The following is a 20,154-nucleotide window of genomic DNA, read 5'->3' as shown; positions in this document are numbered from 1 at the left end:
TCATCAACACGCTTACTTGCGGGGGCCGCTTCATTTTTTTATATCCCCCACCGCCTCACCCCGCCCGCTTTTTAAACGCCCGTTTGGTTTTTCAATGGCCGGGCGCGCTTACGGCGCGCCGTCTTCATGCCTTATGCCCCCGCCAGCGCCCAGGCCCTTGCGAAGCGCCGCCCTCCCGTGCAAAAGCCCCGGCATGCTTATCATCAACGATCTTTCGCTCCGCATGGCCGGACGCTTGCTTCTCGATCATGCCTCGCTGACCTTGCCGGCCGGCACCAAGGCCGGCCTCGTCGGCCGCAACGGCACCGGCAAGACGACGCTGTTCAAGGCCATCACCGGCGACTTTCCCTCCGAGACCGGCTCGATAAGCCTGCCCAAGAACACCCGCATCGGCCAGGTGGCGCAGGAAGCGCCCGGCACCGAGGAGCCGCTGATCGAAATCGTGCTCAAGGCCGACCTCGAGCGCACCGCATTGCTCGAGGAGGAAAAGACCGCCACCGACGCGCACCGCATTGCCGACATCCATATGCGGCTGGCGGATATCGATGCGCATTCGGCGGAATCCCGCGCGGCCACCATCCTCGCCGGCCTTGGCTTCGACGACGCCGCGCAGCGCCGCCCGGCCTCGTCCTTCTCCGGCGGCTGGCGCATGCGCGTCGCGCTTGCCGCCGTGCTGTTTGCCGAGCCCGACCTTCTGCTGCTTGACGAGCCGACCAACTATCTCGATCTCGAAGGCACGCTGTGGCTGGAAAACTATGTTTCGAAATACCCGCACACGGTGCTTCTGATTTCGCACGATCGCGACCTGCTCAACCGCGCCGTCAATTCCATCGTTCATCTCGACCAGAAGAAGCTGACCTTCTGGCGCGGCGGCTACGACCAGTTCGAGCGCCAGTACACCGAGCAGAAGGAGTTGCAGGAGAAGGGCCGTGTCAAGCAGGAAGCCGCGCGCAAACACATGGAGTCCTTCGTCGAACGCTTCCGCGCCAAGGCTTCGAAGGCGAGACAGGCGCAGTCGCGCATCAAGGCGCTGGAGAAGATGAAGCCGATCGCGGCGATCGTGAACGACACGGTGAGGCCGTTCTCTTTCCCGGAGCCGGTGAAAACGGTGGCGTCGCCGATCATTGCCTTGAACAACGTCAATGTCGGCTACACCGAGGGCCAGCCGATCCTGAAGAAGATGACGCTGCGCATCGATGCCGACGACCGCATCGCGCTGCTCGGCGCCAACGGCAACGGCAAGTCGACCTTCGCCAAGCTTCTGTCGGGCCGGTTGAAGCAGGAGAGCGGCACCATGACGGTGGCGCCGGGCCTGAAAGTGGCTATCTTCGCGCAGCATCAGCTCGACGATCTCAGGCCTGATGAAAACGCCTATGAGCATGTCCGCCGGCTGATGCCGGAGGCGCCGGAATCCAAGGCACGTGGCCGCGTCGCCCAGTTCGGTCTCACCACCGAGAAGATGAACACCGCCGCCAAGGACCTGTCCGGCGGCGAGAAGGCGCGCCTGCTGATGGGCCTGTCGGCCTTCGAAGGCCCGAACCTGTTCATCCTCGACGAGCCGACCAACCATCTCGACATCGACAGTCGCGAATCGCTGATCCGTGCATTGAACGAGTTTCCCGGCGCCGTCATCCTGATCTCGCATGACCGCCATCTGCTGGAAGCGACCGCCGACCGGCTGTGGCTGGTCAAGGACGGGGCGGTCAACCCGTATGACGGCGACCTTGAGGACTACAAGACGCTGGTCACCGGCGTGTCCGGCGACCGACGCGGCAAGCGCGAGGCCGAGAAGGCATCAAAGGCCGATCGCCGCCGCGATGCAGCCGCGCGCCGCGCCGCCTTTGAGCCGCTGGCCAAGGAAATACGCGCCACCGAAGCGCTGATGGACCGCATCCGCAAGCGCATCGACCTGATCGAGGACGAACTCGCCAATCCGGCGGTGTACGAAAAGGATCCGTCGACCGCGACCCGGCTCGCCAAGGAGCGCTCGCAGCTGGCACAGCAGCTTGCCGGTCACGAGGAGAAGTGGCTAACCATGTCGGCCGAGTATGAGGAAGGCACGGTGGAGTGATTACCCTCCCCCGTTGTGGGGAGGGTCGATCCGCGAAGCGGAGCGGGGTGGGGGTCCGCGCCGCGGGGGGGGGCGCGCCCCGCGCGCGGGGGCGCGCCCCCCCCCCGCCGGGGGGGGGGTGGGTGGGGGCGGGGGGGGCGCCCCCCCCGCGCCGCACCCCACCCCGTCGCTGCGCGCCGACCCTCCCCATCAAGGGGAGGGTAAGATCTGGCCCTACACGCCGCCCGCGAAACCCGCTAAAAACGCCGCATGAACCAGCACGCCAAGCTCAGAATCGGCCACTCCGCCTGTCCGCATGATTGCCCTTCGACCTGCGCGCTCGAGGTCGAACTGCTCGATGGCAACCGCATCGGCCGTGTCCATGGCGCCAAGTCCAATACGTATACGGCTGGTGTGGTCTGCGCCAAGGTCGCGCGCTATGCCGATCGTGTCCATCATCCGGACCGACTGCTGAAGCCGCTGATGCGCGCCGGCGCCAAGGGCGACGGCGTCTGGAAGGAATCCAGCTGGGAAGCGGCACTCGACGTCGTCGCCGAGAACTTCATCGCGGCCGAGGAAAAATACGGCTCCGAGACCGTCTGGCCTTATTTCTATGCCGGCACGATGGGGCTGGTGCAGCGCGACGGCATCGACCGGCTGCGCCATGCGAAAAAATACTCCGGCTTCTTCGGCTCGATCTGCACCAATCTGGCCTGGACCGGCTGGATGATGGGAGCGGGCGCCTTGCGCGGTCCCGATCCGCGCGAGATGGCGAAGTCCGACTGCGTGGTGATCTGGGGCACCAATGCCGTGGTCACGCAGGTCAATGTCATGACCCACGCCATCAAGGCGCGGAAGGAGCGTGGCGCCAGGATCGTCGTCATCGATGTCTACGAGAACGCGACGATGAAGCAGGCCGATATAGGCCTTGTGCTGAAGCCCGGCACCGATGGCGCGCTGGCCTGCGCGGTCATGCATGTGCTGTTCAGGGAAGGCATGGCCGACCGCGCCTATCTCGAAAGATACACCGACGATCCGAAGGGGCTGGAAGCGCATCTGGAGACGCGCACGCCGGAATGGGCTTCCGCCATCACCGGTCTTGCCGTCACCGAGATCGAGGCTTTCGCACGCCTCGTCGGCACGACGAGGAAAACCTATTTCCGCCTCGGCTATGGCTTTGCCCGCCAGCGCAACGGCGCGGTCAACATGCACGCGGCATCCTGCATCGCCGCCGTCACGGGCGCCTGGCAATATGAGGGTGGCGGTGCCTTCCATTCCAATTCCGGCATCTTCAAGCTCAACCAGGATGTGCTGGAAGGCGCCGCGATGCGCGATCCCAATATTCGCCATCTCGACCAGTCGCGCATCGGCCCGGTGCTGACCGGTGCAGCGGACGCGCTCTATAGCGGCCCGCCGGTGACGGCGATGCTGATCCAGAACACCAACCCGGTGAATGTCGCGCCCGAGCAGCGGCTGGTGAAGCAGGGTTTCCTGCGTGACGACTTGTTCACCTGCGTGCACGAGCAGTTCATGACCGACACGGCAAAGCTCGCCGATGTCGTTTTGCCGGCAACGATGTTTCTCGAGCATGACGACGTCTACAAGGGCGGCGGCAACCAGCACATCACGCTTGGTCCCAAGCTGATCGACCCGCCGGAAGGGCCGCGCACCAACCATTTCGTCATCGAGCAATTGGCGCAGCGTCTCGGCGTCTCCGACCGGCCGGGCTTTGGCCTGACCGAGCAGCAGCATATCGACATCATCCTGGGCAAGCGCGGGCTGGGCTCCTTCGCCAGCCTCAAGGAAGACAAATGGGTCGACCTGCAGCCGGATTTCGAGGCGGCGCATTTCATCGATGGTTTCGGCCATGCCGACAAGAAATTCCATTTCCGCGCCAATTGGAGCGGGCAGGCGGCGCCCAACCGGCCGCCGAAAAGCATGGGCCTGTTCGGGCCGGTGGCGGAGCTCCCGGAATTCCCCGACCATGTCGACCTGATCGAGGTCGCGGATGCCGAGCATCCGTTCCGGCTCGCCACATCGCCGGCGCGCAATTTTCTCAATTCGACATTCGCCGAGACACCGGTGTCGAGAGCCAAGGAAGGCCGGCCGGAACTCCTGGTGCATCCGGACGACGCTGCCGCGCTTGGCTTGGGCGACGGCGACCGTATCGAGGTCGGCAACCGGCGCGGCGAGGTGGTGCTGCACGCAAAGCTGTTCGAAGGCCTCAAGCGCGGCGTGGTGATCGCCGAGGGCATCTGGCCAAACAGCGCCCATGAGCGTGGCGAAGGCATCAATGTGCTCACCGGCGCCGACGCACCAGCGCCCTATGGCGGTGCGGCCTTCCACGACAACAAGGTCTGGCTGCGGCCGGCGGGCTAAAGCAATTCCAGGAAAAGTGTGAGCGGTTTTCCGTCCGGAATTGCGTAAAAGAGACTGGCTATCCCGGCAGAGGCACCGTCAGCCCCACCTTGACACGGTCCATGGCAACGAAGGTGCGGAATTTTCGGACATTCTTGCTGTCGAAGAACAGTCTGCGCGTCAGGGCCTCATAGGCCCCCATGTCGGCCGCGGTGATGACTAGGATGAAGTCGGCCTCGCCGGTGACGTAGTAGCATTGCTGCACTTCGGGCTCTGCCGAGAATTGCCGCTTGGCCGCGTCGATCAGGTCCGAGCGTTCGCTCTCCAGTTCGACCTCGACGAAAATGGTGATGGGCTGGCCGACCACAACGGGGTTGATGACGGCGACGTTGCCGGCAATGACGCCGGACTGTTCCATGCGTTTGATGCGCCGCTGCACCGCCGGCGCCGACAGGTTGACGGCTTCGCCGATCAGCCGCTGCGGCGTCGTGTTGTCCCGCTGCAGGATGGCAAGGATGGCGAGGTCGAAACTGTCGAGCGAAGGCGATCGAGGCAAAGCGCTATCCCGGCGAAACAAACTTGCATTTCGAAGCGCCAATAACAGCGCTATTTGCGCCTCGGCTGCAATATGATTTCGTCACACCCAAAGGAGGCCACCCGTGTTCCTGCTCAACAGCAATGCCTTGCACCGCCGGCCGCTCGATCCGGTCGATGCCGAAACGCTGGGGAACGCCGGCGCCGATACGGTCGAGCGGTTTCTGGCCCATCGCGACAATCACCTGGCAACTCCGTTGCATGCATTGCCGACGCTGGCCGGCGAACTCGGCCTCGGCGCCGTCCACATCAAGGATGAAGGCTTTCGCCTCGGTCTCGGCAGTTTCAAGGCGCTCGGCGGCGCCTATGCCGTTTTTCGACTGGTGCTGGAGGAGGCGAGCCGATCGCTTCATCGGCCCGTCGACGTGGCCGATCTCAACCGGTTCGACGTCCGGGCGGTCGCTGCCGGCATGACGGTTGCCTGCGCCACCGACGGCAATCATGGCCGCTCGGTCGCGCAAGGTGCACAGTTGGTTGGCGCGAAAGCGGCAATCTTCGTTCACGCCGGCGTCAGCGAGGCGCGCATTGCAGCAATAGCCCGCTATGGCGCCGAGATGATCCGCGTCGACGGCAATTATGACGACTCGGTCAGGCAGGCCGCCGAGGTTTCAGCGGAGCAAGGCTGGACCGTGGTGTCCGACACCTCCTGGCCGGGCTACGAGCGCATCCCCGGTCTGGTCATGCAGGGCTATACGGCGATCGTGCGCGAAGCGTTGGGCCAGTTGCCGCAGCCGCCGACCCATGTCTTCGTGCAGGCCGGTGTCGGCGGTATTGCCGCCGCCCTGGCCGGCCATCTCGCCATCGTGCTCGGTGACGCCAGGCCGACCTTCATCGTCGTCGAGCCGGCCCGCGCCGCCTGCGTTGTCGCAGCCGCCCGGGCGGGCCACGTGGTCAAGGTCGCACACGATCAGCCGACGGTGATGGCGATGCTCGAATGCTACGAGGCCTCGCAAGTTGCCTGGCGCGTTCTGGCGCGGGTTGCCGATGCCTTCATGACAGTGGATGAGGAGGAGGCGGTCGCGGTGATGCGGCGGCTGGCACGGCCGGCTGGCAATGATCCAGTGATCGTCGCCGGCGAAAGCGGCGGCGTCGGTCTGGCCGGGCTGATCCGGGCGGTGGCCGACCACAAGGCCGCGCTCGGGCTCGACGACAAATCCCGCGTGCTGCTGATCAACACCGAAGGCGCCACAGACCCGCATCGCTATACCGAGCTGGTCGGGCAGAGCCCCGCCGATGTGCTGGCCGGCAAGCTGAAGGCCGAGGCATAGCCATGATCGGGATCGATGCACAGCGTCTGCTTGGCCGCATCCGGGAACTCGGCGCCGTTGGCCGCGACAGTGAGGATAGGCTGATCCGGCTCGCCGCCTCCGACACAGACAGACAGGGCCGTGACCTCTTTGTCGGCTGGCTCAGGCAGGCCGGGCTGGAAGTCGCCATCGACCGGGTCGGCAATATTTTCGGCATCTGGCAAAGCCCCGACAATGCCGGGCAGGCGCCGCTGCTCATCGGTTCGCATATCGACACCGTTATCGATGCCGGCATCTATGATGGCTGCTACGGCGTGCTGGCCGGGCTGGAGGTGATCGAGACGCTGCAGGCTTCGGGCTTTTCGCCGTCGCGCCCGGTCGCGGTCGCCGCTTTCACCAATGAGGAAGGCGTGCGCTACACGCCTGACATGATGGGCTCGCTATGCCATGCCGGTGGCGTCAGCGCCGAGGCCGTGCTGGCCGCCATCGGCACGGATGGCAGCGTGCTCGGCCAGGAGCTCGCCCGCATCGGCTATGCCGGCGACCGCGAACCCGGCTTCCTCAAGCCGCATGCCTATCTCGAACTTCATATCGAGCAAGGGCCGGTGCTGGAGCGTGAAGGCGTGCCGATCGGCGCGGTCGAGAATTTGCAAGGCATTTCCTGGCAGCGCATCACCATCGACGGCGCCGCCAACCATGCCGGCACCACGCCGATGTCGATGCGCAGCGACGCCGGCCACGCCGCCGCCCGCATCATCACCTTCCTGCACGATCGGGCCAGGGCTTCAAATGGGCCAACCGTGGCCACGGTCGGCACGATGCGCTTCGAACCCAACGCCATCAACGTCATTCCCGCGCGCGCCGTCTTCACCATCGACCTGCGCGATCCCGACGAACAGCGCTTGCAGGCGCATGAGGCGGCCCTTGCTGCCTATCTCGAGGAGCTTGAGGTTTTGGAGAACGTATCGATCTCGGTCGAGCGGCTCGCCCGCTTCGAACCGGTGCTATTCGACATCGGCATCGTCGAACGGATCGAGGCGGCCGCGAAGAACCGCGGTCTCGGCGTCAGGCGCATGACATCGGGCGCCGGCCATGACGCGCAGATGATGGCCCGCCTCGCGCCGGCGGCAATGATCTTCGTCCCGAGCGCCGGTGGCATCAGCCACAATCCGCGCGAACACACTGAAGATGCCGAGCTTGTCGCCGGCACCAACATCCTGCTTGATGTCGCCAGTGAGCTTGCAAGATAGGTCGGGGAGAAAATGGCTGAGCTCGATCGTGATGTGCTGAAGCAGGAAATGACCGGCTGGCGGCGCGATTTGCACGCGCACCCCGAGTTCGGCTTTGAGGAAAAGCGCACCGCTGCCTTTGTCGCCGCGAAGCTGCGCGAATTCGGGCTGGACGATGTTGCAGAGGGGGTCGGCGGCACCGGCATCGTCGGCACATTGAAGCGCGGCAGCGGCAACCGGGCGATTGCGCTCAGGGCCGACATGGATGCGCTGCGCATCACCGAGCAGTCCGCGACCGCCCATCGCTCGCAGAACCCCGGCATCATGCATGCCTGCGGCCATGACGGCCACACCACCATGCTGCTCGGCGCGGCAAAGCTGCTGGCCGCCGAGGGCGGTTTCGACGGCACCGTGCGCTTCATCTTCCAGCCCGCCGAGGAATGGGGCAGGGGCGCGCTGGCGATGCTGGACGACGGGCTGCTGCAGCGCTTTCCCTTCGACGAGATCTTTGGCCTGCACAACATGCCTGGCCTGCCCGTCGGGCATTTCGAGACCCGTGCCGGCCCGTTCATGTCGGCGGAGGACAATTTCGAGATCGTGCTCAAGGGCATCGGCGGCCATGCGGCGCGGCCACATTCCGGGAACGAGACCTTGGTCGCCGCCTGCGCGCTGGTCACCAATCTGCAGACCATCGTCTCGCGCCGGCTGAGTCCCGCCGACATTTCGGTGGTTTCGGTGACCGAGCTGATCACCGACGGCACCCGCAACGCATTGCCCGGCCTCGCCCGCATCCTCGGTGACGCCCGCAGTTTTCGTCCCGAGGTCAGCGCCGAGATCGAGCGCCAGATGCGGGTCATCGCGGCAGGCACCGCCGCTGCCTACAATGTCGCCGCCGACGTGACCTATAGCAGGGAATTCGTGCCGCTGCAGAACGATGCCGACCTGGTGGACGCGGCCTTTGTCGCCGCAAGGCGCGTGCTGGCCTATGGCGCCGCCAGCATCGCGGCGGAGCCGATGACCGCCTCGGAGGATTTCGCCCGCTTCCTCGATCACGTACCGGGCTGCTTCGTCTTTCTCGGCAATGGCGAGACCTCGCCGCCGCTGCACAATTCCAGCTACGACTTCAACGATGACGGGCTGTTGCATGGCACGGATTTCCATATCGCGATCGTCAGGCAAAGACTGGGCGGCGCGATCGGGAAATGACGCCTGATCGCCTTCGCAACTGGCCCAAGCGGCACTGCTATCGCCAGCCAGCTGCCGGGTTTAGGGAGATTGCCTGTTGCCGGAGATCGCACGCCGATGACCAGGGTTTCGCTTCTGGGAATACCGCATGACGAGAACTCGTCCTATCTCAAAGGCGCGGCCGCAGCGCCGGCCCTGATCCGGCGGGAACTCAAAAGCGACGCGCACAGCTCGTGGAGCGAAACCGGCTTCGATGTGGCGGACAGTTTCGTCGACCACGGCGACATCGACTTTTCAGGCGCCGGCGGTCCATGGGAGCGGATCGAGGCCGAGGTCGGCCGCGCGCTGGATGCCGGCCACCCGTTGATCAGCCTCGGTGGCGATCATGCCATCGCCTGGCCGGTGCTGCGTGCCGTGCGCCGCCGCCATGCCAGGCTAACGATCGTCCAGATCGACGCCCATCCCGACATCTACGATGCCTATCAGGGCAACAGGCGGTCCCACACCTCGTCCTTCGCGCGCATCCTGGAGGAGGGGCTGGCCGACCGGCTGATCCAGATCGGCTCGCGCACCCTCAATGATGAGCTTCGTGACCAGCTCAAGCGCTTCGGCGTCGAAATGATCGAGGCGCGGCATTTCAGCGAGGATCTGCAGCTCGATCTCAAGACGCCGGTCTATCTCTCGGTCGATCTCGACGGCCTCGACCCGGCTTGTGCGCCCGGCGTGTCGCACCGCGAACCCGGTGGTCTTACAACCCGGCAAGTGATCAACCTGATCCAGCGGATCGACCAGCCCATCGTCGGCGCCGATGTCGTCGAATACAATGCAAGCCAGGACGTCTCCAATCTCACCGCGCTGGTTGCCGCCAAGCTGGTCAAGGAGATCGCCGGCATGATGCTCAAGACGCATGGCGCCGGCTGAATCAATCTGGCAGGGCGGCATGGTAGATCATTGTTGCGACTCGCATTTCCAGTGAAAGCCGCCATGCCGCATCCATTGAAAATAGCCATAGCCGGTGCGCTCGGCCGCATGGGCAGGGAGATGGCGCTGGCCGTCGAGACCGATCCCAGGCTGGCGCTCGTCGCCCGCTTTCACAGGCCGGGCAGCGCCGGCGAGGGGCTGGTCGAACGCGACGAAGCACTGGCGCTTGCCGATGTCATCATCGATTTCACCACGCCTTCGGCCTCCGTCGATCTTGCACAAGCTTGCGCGGCCTGCGGCGGCCCGGCGCTGGTCATCGGCTCGACCGGCTTCGAGCCGGCCGATCTCGCTGCCATCGCTACTGCTTCGAAGTCCGTCGCCATCGTTCGCTCCGGCAGCTACTCGCTCGGGCTCAGCATGCTGACCGGGCTGGTCGAGCAGGCGGCGCGAGCACTTGGTCCCGACACCGACATCGAAATCCTGGAAGCGCATCACCGCATGAAGGTCGACGCACCGTCGGGCACGGCGCTGATGCTGGGCGAGGCGGCCGCTCGCGGACATGGCGTCAGGCTGGACGATGTGGCGAAACGCATCCGCGACGGCGTTACAGATCCACGCCCTGCCGGCGAGATCGGCTTTGCCGTGCTGCGCGGCGGCAGCATCGTCGGCGAGCACAGCGTGAGCTTGCTGGCCGAGGGCGAGACGCTCACGCTTTCCCATTCGGCCGCCGACCGCTCGATGTTCGCGCGCGGCGCCATTGCGGCAGCACGCTGGGTCGCCGTCCGGCCGCCCCGCGAATACGACATGCGCGACGTACTGGGCTTCACGACCTTTTGAGATGCAAGCGTAACGCAACGAGGGGCGTTGCGAGGTCGGAGCCGTATAGAGAATAGAATATAGCAACAACTACGCCATTTCGCGCCTTCCTAGACCGAACCGAACGGTTCGGTTCGCACATTTTTGTGATTGGCAATGGCAGCAACGCACACCCATTTCGGGGTGGTCCGAGCGACGCGAATTCCTCCCAAGGCACGCCACTTGACGGACAGAACTGAAAAATCTGGATTACCTGAAATGACCAAGATCGCACTTACCGCTGCTGCCATCCTCCTTGCCACCGGCACCGCTTTCGCAGGCAGCGACCACTACGGCTCCGACAGCGTCAACCAGCCTGCTGTAACAGCGCCCGCCGGCAACATCGATCACAATTATACCGCCTCGATCCGCAAGCCGGCCAGCCTCGGCGATTTCACGATCAAGGGCGACTCGAACCAGCCGGAATCCGGCCAGGGCATCTGGGGTCGTTGATTTTCTGAGAAATCTACGACCACAAAGAGCGGTGGGCCCGGCCCACCGCTCTTGTTTTTATGCAATCGACTCGGGGCCGCAAAGATCTTGAATCAATCCGCCAGCAATTGGTCCTATCTCCTTGTTTGACCGTGGTCTTTTCAAAACACGGTTTGCGGCTGTCACCTGCGGCTAGCCCGTTAGGCAGCTTGGTCTAGCTTAGATCCTTCGGCTTGATGCAATGCGTCAACCGGGCCGCGCCGAAGCCGAGATCCGCCCAGTCGCCGTCGATGACAAAGCGGGCAAGGGCGCCGGTCGGGAATTTCTCTTCAAGTTTCCTGAGAGCAGCCACACCCGATCGCGGACCGGCGAGCCGGCGGGCAAAGTCCTCCAGGCCGGGATTATGGCCGAGCACCAGGAGACAGCTAGCCGATGCGACTGCCTGCTGCAGCTCGGCCAGAATGTCGCCAGCCGTGGCTTCGAAAAGCGCCTCGGCGAACTCCACCGTTACGCTCGCCGACAGTTCCGCCGAGACCAGCCGCCATGTCTCGCGCGTACGCAGCGCCGGCGACACCAGCGCCAGGTCAGGCAGCCAACTGCGCCGGGCCAGTTCGCGCCCCATCAGCGGCGCCGTCTTCAGCCCGCGCGGCCCGAGCGGCCGGTCGAAATCAGCAAGCGCCGGGTCGTCCCAGCTCGACTTGGCGTGGCGCAGCAGGAGCAATTGTCTCGGTGTCGCCATGTCGGCCTACGGCGTGATCCGCGCCAGATGTTCGAGATCGCGTTCTTCGCGCAGCGGGTCGGGCGCCATCACCACGGAAGTTCCGTTTTCGGCATCGTCGGCGAAATGCGCCAGCACGGTGCGGCCGCCTTCCATGTGCGCCTTGCCGTCGGCGACCAGCCCGAGTGCCAGCGCATAAAGCCGGTGCTCGGCCTTCAGCACTCTGGCGGCCAGCGTGTCTTCGTTGTCGCCGACCATCACCGGCACCGCTGCCTGCGCGATGATCGGGCCGTCATCCATCTCTGATGTGACGAAATGCACCGTGCAGCCATGAATGCGAATGCCGGCGCGCAGGGCGCGCGCATGCGTATCGAGCCCTTTGAAGGCCGGCAGCAGGGCAGGGTGGATGTTGAGCATGCGCCCTTGCCACTTCTCGACCAGGCCGCGGGAGAGAATGCGCAGATAGCCGGCCAGCGCCACGATCTCGGCATTGAACGCAATCAGCGCGGCGTCGATCGCCGCATCATGGGCTTCCTTGCTGGCATGGTCGGCGCGCACGATGACCTTGGTCGGGATACCGCGCGCGGCCGCGATGCCGAGGCCGGCGGCGTTGGCCCGGTCGGAAATGACGCCAACGATCTCGGCGGGATAGGCCGGGTCGCTCGCCGCCGCGATTAGCGCCGTCATGTTCGAGCCGCGTCCCGAGATCAAAACAACCGTGCGTTTCCTGCTCATAGGCCGATCGAGCCCCGATAGATAACGCCGGCGTCGCGGCGCGGCACGATGCGGCCGATCGGCGTCACCGTCTCGCCGGCCTCCTGCAGCACGGCTGCGACCTGTGCGGCCTGGCCGGAGGCGACGACGAGGATCATGCCGATACCGCAGTTGAAGGTGCGCATCATCTCCTCCGGCGCCACGCCGCCAGTCTTCGCCAGCCAGGAAAACACCTGCGGCACATCGATGGCATTGAGATCGAGCTCTGCGGAAAAGTCCTTTGGCAGGACGCGCGGGATGTTTTCGGGGAAACCGCCGCCGGTGATGTGGGCCAGCGCCTTGATGCCGTGCGTGCCACGGATCGCTTTGAGGACCGACTTCACATAGATGCGGGTCGGCTCGAGCAGCGCCTCTGCCAGCGTCGCCTCATCGTTGAACGGCGCCGGATCGCCCCAGGCAAGACCGCTGACGCCAACGATGCGGCGCACCAGCGAAAAGCCATTCGAATGCAGGCCCGAGGAAGCCAGGCCAAGCAGCACGTCGCCTTCGACGATATCGTCGGTCGGCAGCAACTGGCCGCGTTCGGCAGCACCGACGGCGAAACCGGCCAGGTCGTAATCCTTGTCGTGATACATGCCGGGCATTTCGGCCGTCTCGCCGCCGATCAGCGCGCAGCCGGCCTGTCGGCAGCCGATTGCTATGCCGCCGACGATTGCCGCCCCCTGGTCGGGGTCGAGCTTGCCGGTGGCGAAATAGTCGAGGAAGAACAGTGGCTCGGCGCCCTGCACGACGATGTCGTTGACGCACATGGCGACGAGGTCGATGCCGATCGTGTCGTGCTTGCCGGCATCGATGGCGATCTTCAGCTTGGTGCCGACGCCGTCATTGGCGGCAACCAGCACCGGATCCGTGAAACCCGCCGCCTTGAGGTCGAACAGGCCGCCAAAACCGCCGATCTCGCCATCGGCGCCCGGCCGGCGCGTCGCGCGCACCAGCGGCTTGATCTTCTCGACCATGAGGTTGCCGGCATCGATGTCGACGCCCGCCTCGGCATAGGTGAGCCCGTTCTTGCGCTTGGCCCGGTCGCCCTTGCTCATCGTCGGCGCATCCCTGTTTCCCTCGGCGGCTCTTCGCATGAATGGTTTCGGGGGGCAAGGATGACGACAGGATACCGGGCTTTTGCCCAAGATAAATACGTGGACAGTCGCCCCTTCACCGCTGGTCCTTGCACCCACAATCCAACTCCATCATCTATCTGCAGAATAAGCATGGCGGGACATGCCTTTGACCATTCCCAACCTCATCACCATCCTGCGCTTCGTGCTGGTTCCGGCCGTCGTACTGGCGATGCTGAACATGCGCTGGGACTGGGCCTTTGCCGGCTTTCTCGTTGCAGGCATTTCCGATGGCGTCGACGGCTTCATCGCCCGCCGCTTCAACCAGCAATCGAGACTAGGCGCCTATCTCGATCCGATGGCCGACAAGGTGCTTCTGGTCTCGGTGTTCGTGGTCATGGGCTTCATCGGGAAATTGCCGCTGTGGCTGGTGGTGACCATGGTGTCACGCGATGCGCTGATCATCTGCGCCGTGCTCTTGTCCACGGTCATGGCGCATCCGGTCGAGATGAAGCCGCTCTATGTGTCGAAGGCCAACACCGCCGCCCAGATCGTGCTGGCGCCGTGGTGCTGGGCGAACTTGCCCTTGGCCTCCACCTCGACCCGCTCAGGCCTGCGCTCATATTGCTGTCCGGGGTCTTGACCGTGGCTTCGGCCGCGGCCTATCTCGTGGCTTGGCTGAGGCATATGAGCGGCTATGGCGAAGGCTCCACCCCGGGTAGTTGACAAGAATGCCGCGACTGCCGCGCTGGCAGAGGCGGCTGCGTCCCTGGCGTTTCGCCGCCAGATTTTCTTCTGGCTGGGCACGGCAATCTTCCTGGCGCTGTTCCTCTACATTTTTTCCAGCATCCTGTTGCCGTTCGTTGCCGGCATGGTGCTGGCCTATTTTCTCGACCCGGTCGCCGACCGGCTGCAACGCCTCGGCCTCTCCCGGCTGATGGCGACGGTGGTCATCCTGATTGCCTTCATCGTCCTTTTGGTGCTGGCCTTCGTCATCCTGGTTCCGGTACTGGCCACGCAGATGGCCGATTTCGCCAGCAAGCTGCCGGAATATCTGACCCGGCTGCAGTCGCTGATCACCAGCTTCGATCCGAAATGGCTGGAGCAGAAATTCGGCGTCAATGCCAATGGCCTGCGCGACGGGCTGAATTCGCTGCTCACTTCCGGTTTCGGCCTGCTGAGCACCGTCTTCACCTCGATCTGGAGTTCCGGCGTTGCTCTGGTGTCGGTGGTCAGCCTGTTCGTGGTCACTCCGGTTGTCGCTTTCTACATGCTGCTCGACTGGGATCGCATGGTGGCGGTCGTCGACAGCTGGGTGCCGCGCGATTATGTCGGGACGGTCAGGGCGATCTCCAGGGACATCAACACCGCGACCGCCGGCTTCGTGCGCGGCCAGGGCACGCTGTGCCTGGTGCTCGGCGGCATGTATGCCACCGGCCTGACGCTGACCGGGCTGAATTTCGCCATCCTCATCGGCCTCTTCGCCGGGCTGATCTCGTTCATCCCTTATGTCGGCTCGCTGACCGGACTGGTCCTGGCCGTCGGCGTCGCCTTCGTCCAGTTCTGGCCGGACTGGACCATGATCGTTGCTGTCGCCGTGGTGTTCTTCATCGGCCAGTTCATCGAAGGCAACATCCTGCAGCCCAGATTGGTCGGAAAAAGCGTCGGCCTGCACCCGGTCTGGCTGATGTTTGCGCTGTTCGCTTTCGGCGCCCTGTTCGGCTTCGTCGGCCTTTTGATCGCCGTTCCTGCTTCGGCGGCGGTTGCCGTGCTGGTGCGCTTTGCCATTGCCCGCTATCTCGAATCGCCGCTCTACAAGGGACACTCCACCGAGCCCGTCCCGCCGCTGCCCGCCGCTCGCGGCGGCGGGCACCGGTCGCCGCGCGGCTGAACGTGACGGATCATAAGACCGAACCGCCGCGCCAACTGCCGCTCGACCTTGGCCACGGCACCGGCTACTCGCGCGACGAACTGGTGGTGTCGGCCACCAACCGCGAGGCGGCAGCCCTTGTCGATCGCTGGCCGGACTGGCCGTCGCCGGTGATCGTGCTCGCTGGCCCGGCCGGTTCCGGCAAGACACATCTGGGCTCGATCTGGCAGGCGCGGGCCAACGCTGTGGCGGTCGATGCCCAGCGCATCGGCAATGCCATCACCGGGCTTGGCGGCAGGCCCGCGCTGATCGACGATGTCGACAAGACAGCCATCGACGAGGCGGGCCTGTTCCATCTCATCAATGAAGTGCGCGGCGCCGGGGCCACCTTGCTGTTGACGGCGCGGCGCTTCCCCGCCGCCTGGAGGGTGACGTTGCCCGATCTTGCCTCGCGGCTGAAGGCGGCGGCAACCGTCGAGATCCATGAGCCGGACGATTTGCTTCTGGCCGGTGTCATCGCCAAACTCTTCGCCGACCGCCAGGTCGAGGTCGAGCCGCATGTCGTGCAATATCTGGTGCGCCGCATCGAGCGCTCGCTGGCCACCGCCATGCGCGTGGTCGAACGCCTCGACCGCACGGCGCTCGAGCGCAAGACGCCGATCACCAGGGCGCTCGCCGCCGAGATCGTCAGCGCCATGGATGAAGGGCAGGGCGAGTTCGAGGTTTAGGCAGTGGAAGGAGAAGACTCCGCTCCTGTCCCATTTCGAGAAGAAACCTCTGGCATCCATCTTGCAACACTGCGTTTGCCGGCTGACCCCGGTCCTGATCGCGTTCCTGATCGGGTTGTAGGCTCGCCGGGAGTGATGATTGGGGTTCTCGCCCGGCGAGCTTACCTTCAGATAGAATCGCCGCAAGGCCTACGATTGCGCGCCAGCTGTCATTCAGACTTCACCAAGCCGCAAGATCTCATCGTCCTGCATTGAAATGGACCATTAGATGGTCTACTTTTTGGATATGGACCAGAGCATGGTCCATAAAGGAGCGGTCAATGCAGGTATCCGTTACAGACGCCAAGGGGCAGCTCACCGAACTGGTGCGTCGTGCCGAGGCTGGGGATGAAATTATCCTGACCCGCCATGGTCATGCAGCCGTGCGCCTTGTTCCCGTGAAGGCTGCCCCTGACAGGAAAGGCCGCCGGGCATTGCTGGAGGCAATGCGAGCATCCGGCGCTGCCAAGGCAAAGGCCGGGTCGGATGCCGCGCGGAGCCAGGATTTCCTCTATGGCGCTGATGGCCTGCCCGAATGATCGTGGTCGATACCTCGGCCCTGATGGCGATCGTTCTTGCCGAACCTCAATCCAGTGCCTGCATTGCGGCGCTGGAAGCCGAAGACGATATTTTGATCTCGGCTGGCACAGTGGCCGAGGCGCTGATCGTGGCGGATAGGCGCAATGTCGGTGAGGAAATGGCCGGCCTGATCGACGGGCTCGGCTTCGAGGTCACGGCGGTGACACCAGCCTCTGGCCGACGCATAGCCGAGGCGTATGGGCGATGGGGCAAGGGTATTCATCCGGCCGGGCTCAATTTCGGCGATTGCTTTGCCTATGAAGTGGCAAAGGATCGAGCCTGCCGCTTACTCTATGTTGGCGACGATTTTTCGAAGACCGATATCGAGAGCGCTCTATAGAGCTACGTTTATGCCCACAACGCCGCCAGATACCGGACCAGCAGATAGACCACCGTATGCGCTGCCACGTAGCACGCGGCAACGACGACAAAGAACAGCACGCTGGCGGGCCACGAGCGGGGAGGGCCTTGCCTCTTGCTCGGCCGGTTGTTCCAGATCCACAGGGCCGCACAGATAATGGCCCAGACGACGACGAACGGAACCGTGATGCCGATGTAAGCGAAGTAGGCAGGGCCAATCAGCGAAAGCCATGCCTCGAGACCAAGCATCCAGAATCTCCCCTTGCCCGGAGTCTAATGCATGTCGCTCAAAAGTGGTCCCGGTTTTGAGAGAACGACATGCATCAAAACAAAAATCAAAGCGCGTCGCCTGGATACGTTTCAGCGCGACGCGCTTTTAGACCGGCGATAGAAGTGGAAGCGAGGGGATTATCCCTGCGTCGATTTTTAGCCAAACCCGCCGAAGGGATGCTGTTCGATGACACGGGCGCCTGATGCATGTCGCTCAAGTGGCCCCGGTTTTGAGAGAACCGCATGCATCAAACATGCATCAAACAAGACCTCAAGCGCGTCGCGTGAGTCCGTTCAAAGCGACGCGCTTTAGGTCAGATTGGTGCTCCGGCCGCCAACCCGGCCGGAGCAGGTCTAAAGCGATCGGATCAGCCGCAGACCCTGACCTCTTCGACGACCCTGTGGTGATGGCGCCAGTGCCTGACCAGTTCGATATGGCAGCGGTGATGGCGATGGTGGCGCCGCCATTGGCCATCCTGGTTGTCGCTGTAGTCGTCGCCATAGTCGTCGCTATAGTCTTTGTGGCGCTGGTGATGGCGAAGAATCTGTATATCGCCATCGTCGGACGAATATTGATCGTCGTCATCGGACTGGATAGTCAGACTGGCGGCTTGCGCCGGTGCGATCAAAGCCGCCGTTCCGGCGAACGCGATCATCGAGGCGATGAGAAGGGTTTTCATTGTTGGCTCCTTGGGTTGAACATACACAACTCTCGGAGCGAACTGGTGTTCCAATGTAGGGTCCGATCGGCGAGCGGCTGCTGCTTGGGCAATGCGTGCCGCCATGCGCTACCGGCGAGGCAGCCATTGGCGACCTTGGGAGTGACCTTGGGCAAGGACTGGCTTTGTGGGAAAAAATGGTCGGAGTGGAGAGATTCGAACTCCCGACCCTCTGGTCCCAAACCAGATGCGCTACCAGGCTGCGCTACACTCCGAGGCCCTGCGGCGTATACGGTTCCAGACCCTGTCGCGCAACCCCTAAAACATCAAACGGGGCTTGGCGGTCTGCGCTCCCGTGCAATCCTGGCTGCGATCGCTTTGGCCTGGATGCGGGCATTGGCGAAGCAGCCGCGGATGCTTGGCCGCATGCCGGTGAACCACAGGCCCGGCAGTCTCGGGTCGCTGTCGGCGCCGTTGAACAGCGGCACGCCCTTTTCGTCGAGCACGCCGAGCTTGCCCAGCATGGCCTCGAGCCCGGTGCGGTAGCCGGTCGCGGCGATGACGATATCCGGCTGGATCGTCGCGCCATCGTCGAAAACGACCGTGTCGCGGGTAAATTCCCGCACGGTTGGCAAGACGATGATCCTGCCGTCCTTGATGGCATCGACGGCGCCGTCATCGGTGGCGATGGCGGTATAATCCGACGCCAGCCGGCTTGCGCCGCCCGAAGGCGTCGGCGGCAGGCCGTAGGCCGTGAGGTCGCCGAAGGCCCACCGCTGCGTCGCCGCCATCACCGCATCGGCGAGCTTGAACGGCAGCCGCGCCAGGATCGGCGAAAACCGGTGGACGGCGATCTGGCCGAGGCGCTTGGGCAGCAGTGCCGGACCGTTGCGCGCCGACAGCCAGATCTGTCCGGTGCCGGCTGCCGCCAGGTGATTGAGCACGTCGAAGCCGGAATTGCCGGCGCCGACGACCAGCACTTTCTTGCCCGCATAGGCCTTGGCGTCGCCGAATGCGGCCGAATGGATGATGCGTCCGGCAAAGGCCTTCATGCCTTTCCAGGCCGGAATGAAGGGCTGCCGGTCGCGCCCGGTGGCGATGACGACATGGCGCGCCAGCCGCGGCCCGGCACTGGTCCGCACAAGCCAGTGGTCGCCCTCGAAGCCTATCTCCTCGACCGCAATGCCGAACTCGACCGGCAGCCGGTGCATGGCGTGGAATTCGTTCAAATGGCCGATGATGGTGTTTCGGTGCGGAAAGGCAGGGGTGCCGGCAGGAAAGGAAACGCCCGGCAGCGCCGAAAGGTCGCGATGCGTGTTGAGATGCAGTCGCTCGTGCCGCCCGTGCCATGGCTCGGCCAGCCGGGCTTCCTTTTCCAACACCATCACCGGCACGCCGGTCTTGAGCAGCGCATGGGCTGCGGTCAAGCCGGCTGCCCCGGCGCCGATCACGATCGCGCCGTCGAAAATCGCTTGGCTGTCGGCCTCGGCGTGCAAAATCCCTGCGTCCATGCCTCTTTGTGTCGCCATCATGACCATGACTTTTGATGCTACGCCAGTGTATCCAGCCTATGCCGCTGCCGAAGCGGCCTGGTTGCAGGCCGCTTCGGCCTTGCCGTCGGCAGTGTTGCACAGTATTGACTGAAATAAGGCGGCGCTACCGCCAACGCAGCTACGAGGTGCCCATGTCCGCGCGAATTTTCAGCCCAGCCAAAACCGCGATGCAGTCCGGCAAGGCCAAGACCGGCCATTGGGTGCTGGAATTCGATCCCGCCCAACGCAAGAAGATCGACCCGCTGATGGGCTACACCACATCGGGCGACATGCTGAGCCAGATCAGGCTGACCTTCGACACCAGGGAAGAAGCGGTGGCCTATGCCGAAAAGCAGGGGCTGGCCTTCCGTGTCGAGGAGCCGAAAGAGACCAAGCGCCGGCAGATTTCCTATGCGGAAAATTTCCGCTATGACCGCAGGATACCCTGGACGCATTGACCGGCGGTCAGCGCCTGGCACATAGACACCAGCCGGCCAAGATGTCGAATGCCGGCCAGCGGTCCCGTAGCTCAGCTGGATAGAGCACCGGCCTTCTAAGCCGATGGTCACAGGTTCGAATCCTGTCGGGATCGCCAATTTTTCATGGTCCATTCCGGACACATAGGTTACGGTTTATATCGGAGACATGGGTAACACTTTTGGCCCGAAGGGGTTTTGGAGTGGTTCGAGCCTGCATGTC

20 protein-coding genes, 2 tRNA genes and 1 pseudogene are annotated in these 20,154 nt (G+C 64.1%); 15 read left to right on the top strand and 8 right to left on the bottom strand.

Features of this window, described 5'->3' with window-relative positions:
• The first annotated feature begins 193 nt into the window (after positions 1-193).
• Together NKJ18_RS32345 and NKJ18_RS32340 are read left to right on the top strand one after the other, a co-directional pair.
• A complete protein-coding gene (locus NKJ18_RS32345) occupies positions 194-2,071 on the top strand; it encodes an ABC-F family ATP-binding cassette domain-containing protein (RefSeq protein WP_352761527.1) in 1,878 nt (625 codons plus the stop codon).
• Positions 2,072-2,320: 249 nt separating this feature from the next.
• On the top strand, positions 2,321-4,429 hold the full coding sequence (locus tag NKJ18_RS32340; RefSeq protein WP_352761524.1) for a molybdopterin-containing oxidoreductase family protein: 2,109 nt from the start codon (positions 2,321-2,323) through the stop codon (positions 4,427-4,429).
• A gap of 58 nt (positions 4,430-4,487) precedes the next feature.
• Here NKJ18_RS32340 and NKJ18_RS32335 read toward each other — a convergent pair whose 3' ends face one another.
• On the bottom strand, positions 4,488-4,964 hold the full coding sequence (locus NKJ18_RS32335) for an Lrp/AsnC family transcriptional regulator (protein WP_023738646.1): 477 nt from the start codon (positions 4,962-4,964) through the stop codon (positions 4,488-4,490).
• Between the two features lie 103 nt (positions 4,965-5,067).
• Here NKJ18_RS32335 and NKJ18_RS32330 point away from each other — a divergent pair, with 103 nt between their 5' ends.
• The 6 genes from NKJ18_RS32330 (at position 5,068) to NKJ18_RS32305 (ending at position 10,892) form a co-directional block, all read left to right on the top strand.
• A complete protein-coding gene (locus tag NKJ18_RS32330) occupies positions 5,068-6,270 on the top strand; it encodes a diaminopropionate ammonia-lyase (protein WP_023752542.1) in 1,203 nt (400 codons plus the stop codon).
• A 2-nt stretch (positions 6,271-6,272) separates the two neighbouring features.
• Positions 6,273-7,499 (top strand): Zn-dependent hydrolase, encoded by a 1,227-nt coding sequence (locus NKJ18_RS32325; RefSeq protein ID WP_352761520.1) that lies wholly within the window; start codon positions 6,273-6,275, stop codon positions 7,497-7,499.
• Positions 7,500-7,511: 12 nt separating this feature from the next.
• On the top strand, positions 7,512-8,684 hold the full coding sequence (locus NKJ18_RS32320) for an amidohydrolase (protein ID WP_023695555.1): 1,173 nt from the start codon (positions 7,512-7,514) through the stop codon (positions 8,682-8,684).
• Positions 8,685-8,780: 96 nt separating this feature from the next.
• On the top strand, positions 8,781-9,584 hold the full coding sequence (speB, locus tag NKJ18_RS32315) for an agmatinase (protein WP_023693928.1): 804 nt from the start codon (positions 8,781-8,783) through the stop codon (positions 9,582-9,584).
• A 63-nt stretch (positions 9,585-9,647) separates the two neighbouring features.
• Positions 9,648-10,421: a 4-hydroxy-tetrahydrodipicolinate reductase gene (dapB, locus tag NKJ18_RS32310; protein ID WP_352761517.1), complete on the top strand. Its 774-nt coding sequence runs from the start codon at positions 9,648-9,650 to the stop codon at positions 10,419-10,421.
• Between the two features lie 237 nt (positions 10,422-10,658).
• A complete protein-coding gene (locus tag NKJ18_RS32305) occupies positions 10,659-10,892 on the top strand; it encodes a DUF680 domain-containing protein (protein WP_023689062.1) in 234 nt (77 codons plus the stop codon).
• Between the two features lie 193 nt (positions 10,893-11,085).
• On the opposite strand, the gene NKJ18_RS32300 is transcribed toward NKJ18_RS32305, so the two are convergent.
• The 3 genes from NKJ18_RS32300 to purM are packed head-to-tail and all read right to left on the bottom strand — an operon-like array spanning position 11,086 to position 13,400.
• On the bottom strand, positions 11,086-11,610 hold the full coding sequence (locus tag NKJ18_RS32300; RefSeq protein WP_023705321.1) for a SixA phosphatase family protein: 525 nt from the start codon (positions 11,608-11,610) through the stop codon (positions 11,086-11,088).
• 6 nt (positions 11,611-11,616) lie between these two features.
• Positions 11,617-12,324 (bottom strand): phosphoribosylglycinamide formyltransferase, encoded by a 708-nt coding sequence (purN, locus tag NKJ18_RS32295; RefSeq protein ID WP_023689060.1) that lies wholly within the window; start codon positions 12,322-12,324, stop codon positions 11,617-11,619.
• A complete protein-coding gene (purM, locus tag NKJ18_RS32290) occupies positions 12,321-13,400 on the bottom strand; it encodes a phosphoribosylformylglycinamidine cyclo-ligase (RefSeq protein ID WP_023689059.1) in 1,080 nt (359 codons plus the stop codon). The genes purN and purM overlap by 4 nt, the downstream gene beginning before the upstream one ends.
• Positions 13,401-13,587: 187 nt before the next feature.
• Here purM and NKJ18_RS32285 point away from each other — a divergent pair.
• From NKJ18_RS32285 to NKJ18_RS32265, 5 genes and pseudogenes are all read left to right on the top strand, one after another.
• Positions 13,588-14,144, top strand: a pseudogene (locus NKJ18_RS32285) (CDP-alcohol phosphatidyltransferase family protein).
• Complete coding sequence (locus NKJ18_RS32280; protein WP_023705318.1) at positions 14,116-15,309, top strand: AI-2E family transporter; 1,194 nt, start codon at positions 14,116-14,118, stop codon at positions 15,307-15,309. Before NKJ18_RS32285 ends, NKJ18_RS32280 begins: the two are co-directional and overlap by 29 nt.
• Positions 15,310-15,311: 2 nt before the next feature.
• Positions 15,312-16,016: a DnaA regulatory inactivator HdaA gene (gene hdaA, locus NKJ18_RS32275; RefSeq protein ID WP_023711890.1), complete on the top strand. Its 705-nt coding sequence runs from the start codon at positions 15,312-15,314 to the stop codon at positions 16,014-16,016.
• A gap of 320 nt (positions 16,017-16,336) precedes the next feature.
• Positions 16,337-16,594: a type II toxin-antitoxin system Phd/YefM family antitoxin gene (locus NKJ18_RS32270; RefSeq protein ID WP_023711889.1), complete on the top strand. Its 258-nt coding sequence runs from the start codon at positions 16,337-16,339 to the stop codon at positions 16,592-16,594.
• A complete protein-coding gene (locus tag NKJ18_RS32265; protein WP_023819147.1) occupies positions 16,591-16,974 on the top strand; it encodes a type II toxin-antitoxin system VapC family toxin in 384 nt (127 codons plus the stop codon). Before NKJ18_RS32270 ends, NKJ18_RS32265 begins: the two co-directional genes overlap by 4 nt.
• Before the next feature lie 8 nt (positions 16,975-16,982).
• Here the strand turns inward: NKJ18_RS32265 and NKJ18_RS32260 are convergent, their stop codons facing one another.
• From NKJ18_RS32260 to NKJ18_RS32245, 4 genes are all read right to left on the bottom strand, one after another.
• Positions 16,983-17,243 (bottom strand): hypothetical protein, encoded by a 261-nt coding sequence (locus tag NKJ18_RS32260; RefSeq protein WP_023701878.1) that lies wholly within the window; start codon positions 17,241-17,243, stop codon positions 16,983-16,985.
• Positions 17,244-17,632: 389 nt separating this feature from the next.
• Positions 17,633-17,944: a hypothetical protein gene (locus tag NKJ18_RS32255; protein ID WP_023689055.1), complete on the bottom strand. Its 312-nt coding sequence runs from the start codon at positions 17,942-17,944 to the stop codon at positions 17,633-17,635.
• Between the two features lie 177 nt (positions 17,945-18,121).
• A tRNA-Pro gene (locus NKJ18_RS32250) sits at positions 18,122-18,198 on the bottom strand.
• Positions 18,199-18,249: 51 nt separating this feature from the next.
• The gene (locus NKJ18_RS32245; protein WP_352761515.1) at positions 18,250-19,434 is read right to left on the bottom strand and encodes a flavin-containing monooxygenase; all 1,185 of its coding nucleotides are present in this window, start codon (positions 19,432-19,434) and stop codon (positions 18,250-18,252) included.
• Between the two features lie 173 nt (positions 19,435-19,607).
• Here NKJ18_RS32245 and NKJ18_RS32240 point away from each other — a divergent pair, with 173 nt between their 5' ends.
• Positions 19,608-19,913 carry an ETC complex I subunit gene (locus tag NKJ18_RS32240; protein WP_023670294.1) on the top strand — a complete coding sequence of 102 codons (306 nt, stop codon included), beginning with the start codon at positions 19,608-19,610 and terminating at the stop codon, positions 19,911-19,913.
• A 60-nt stretch (positions 19,914-19,973) separates the two neighbouring features.
• Positions 19,974-20,050: transfer RNA gene (locus NKJ18_RS32235), tRNA-Arg, on the top strand.
• Positions 20,051-20,154: the final 104 nt, after the last annotated feature.

This window comes from Mesorhizobium sp. M0217, assembly GCF_040321955.1.
Lineage (GTDB): Bacteria > Pseudomonadota > Alphaproteobacteria > Rhizobiales > Rhizobiaceae > Mesorhizobium.
Note: the sequence above shows the minus strand (reverse complement) of the source record. Positions and strands in the feature narration are given on the sequence as shown.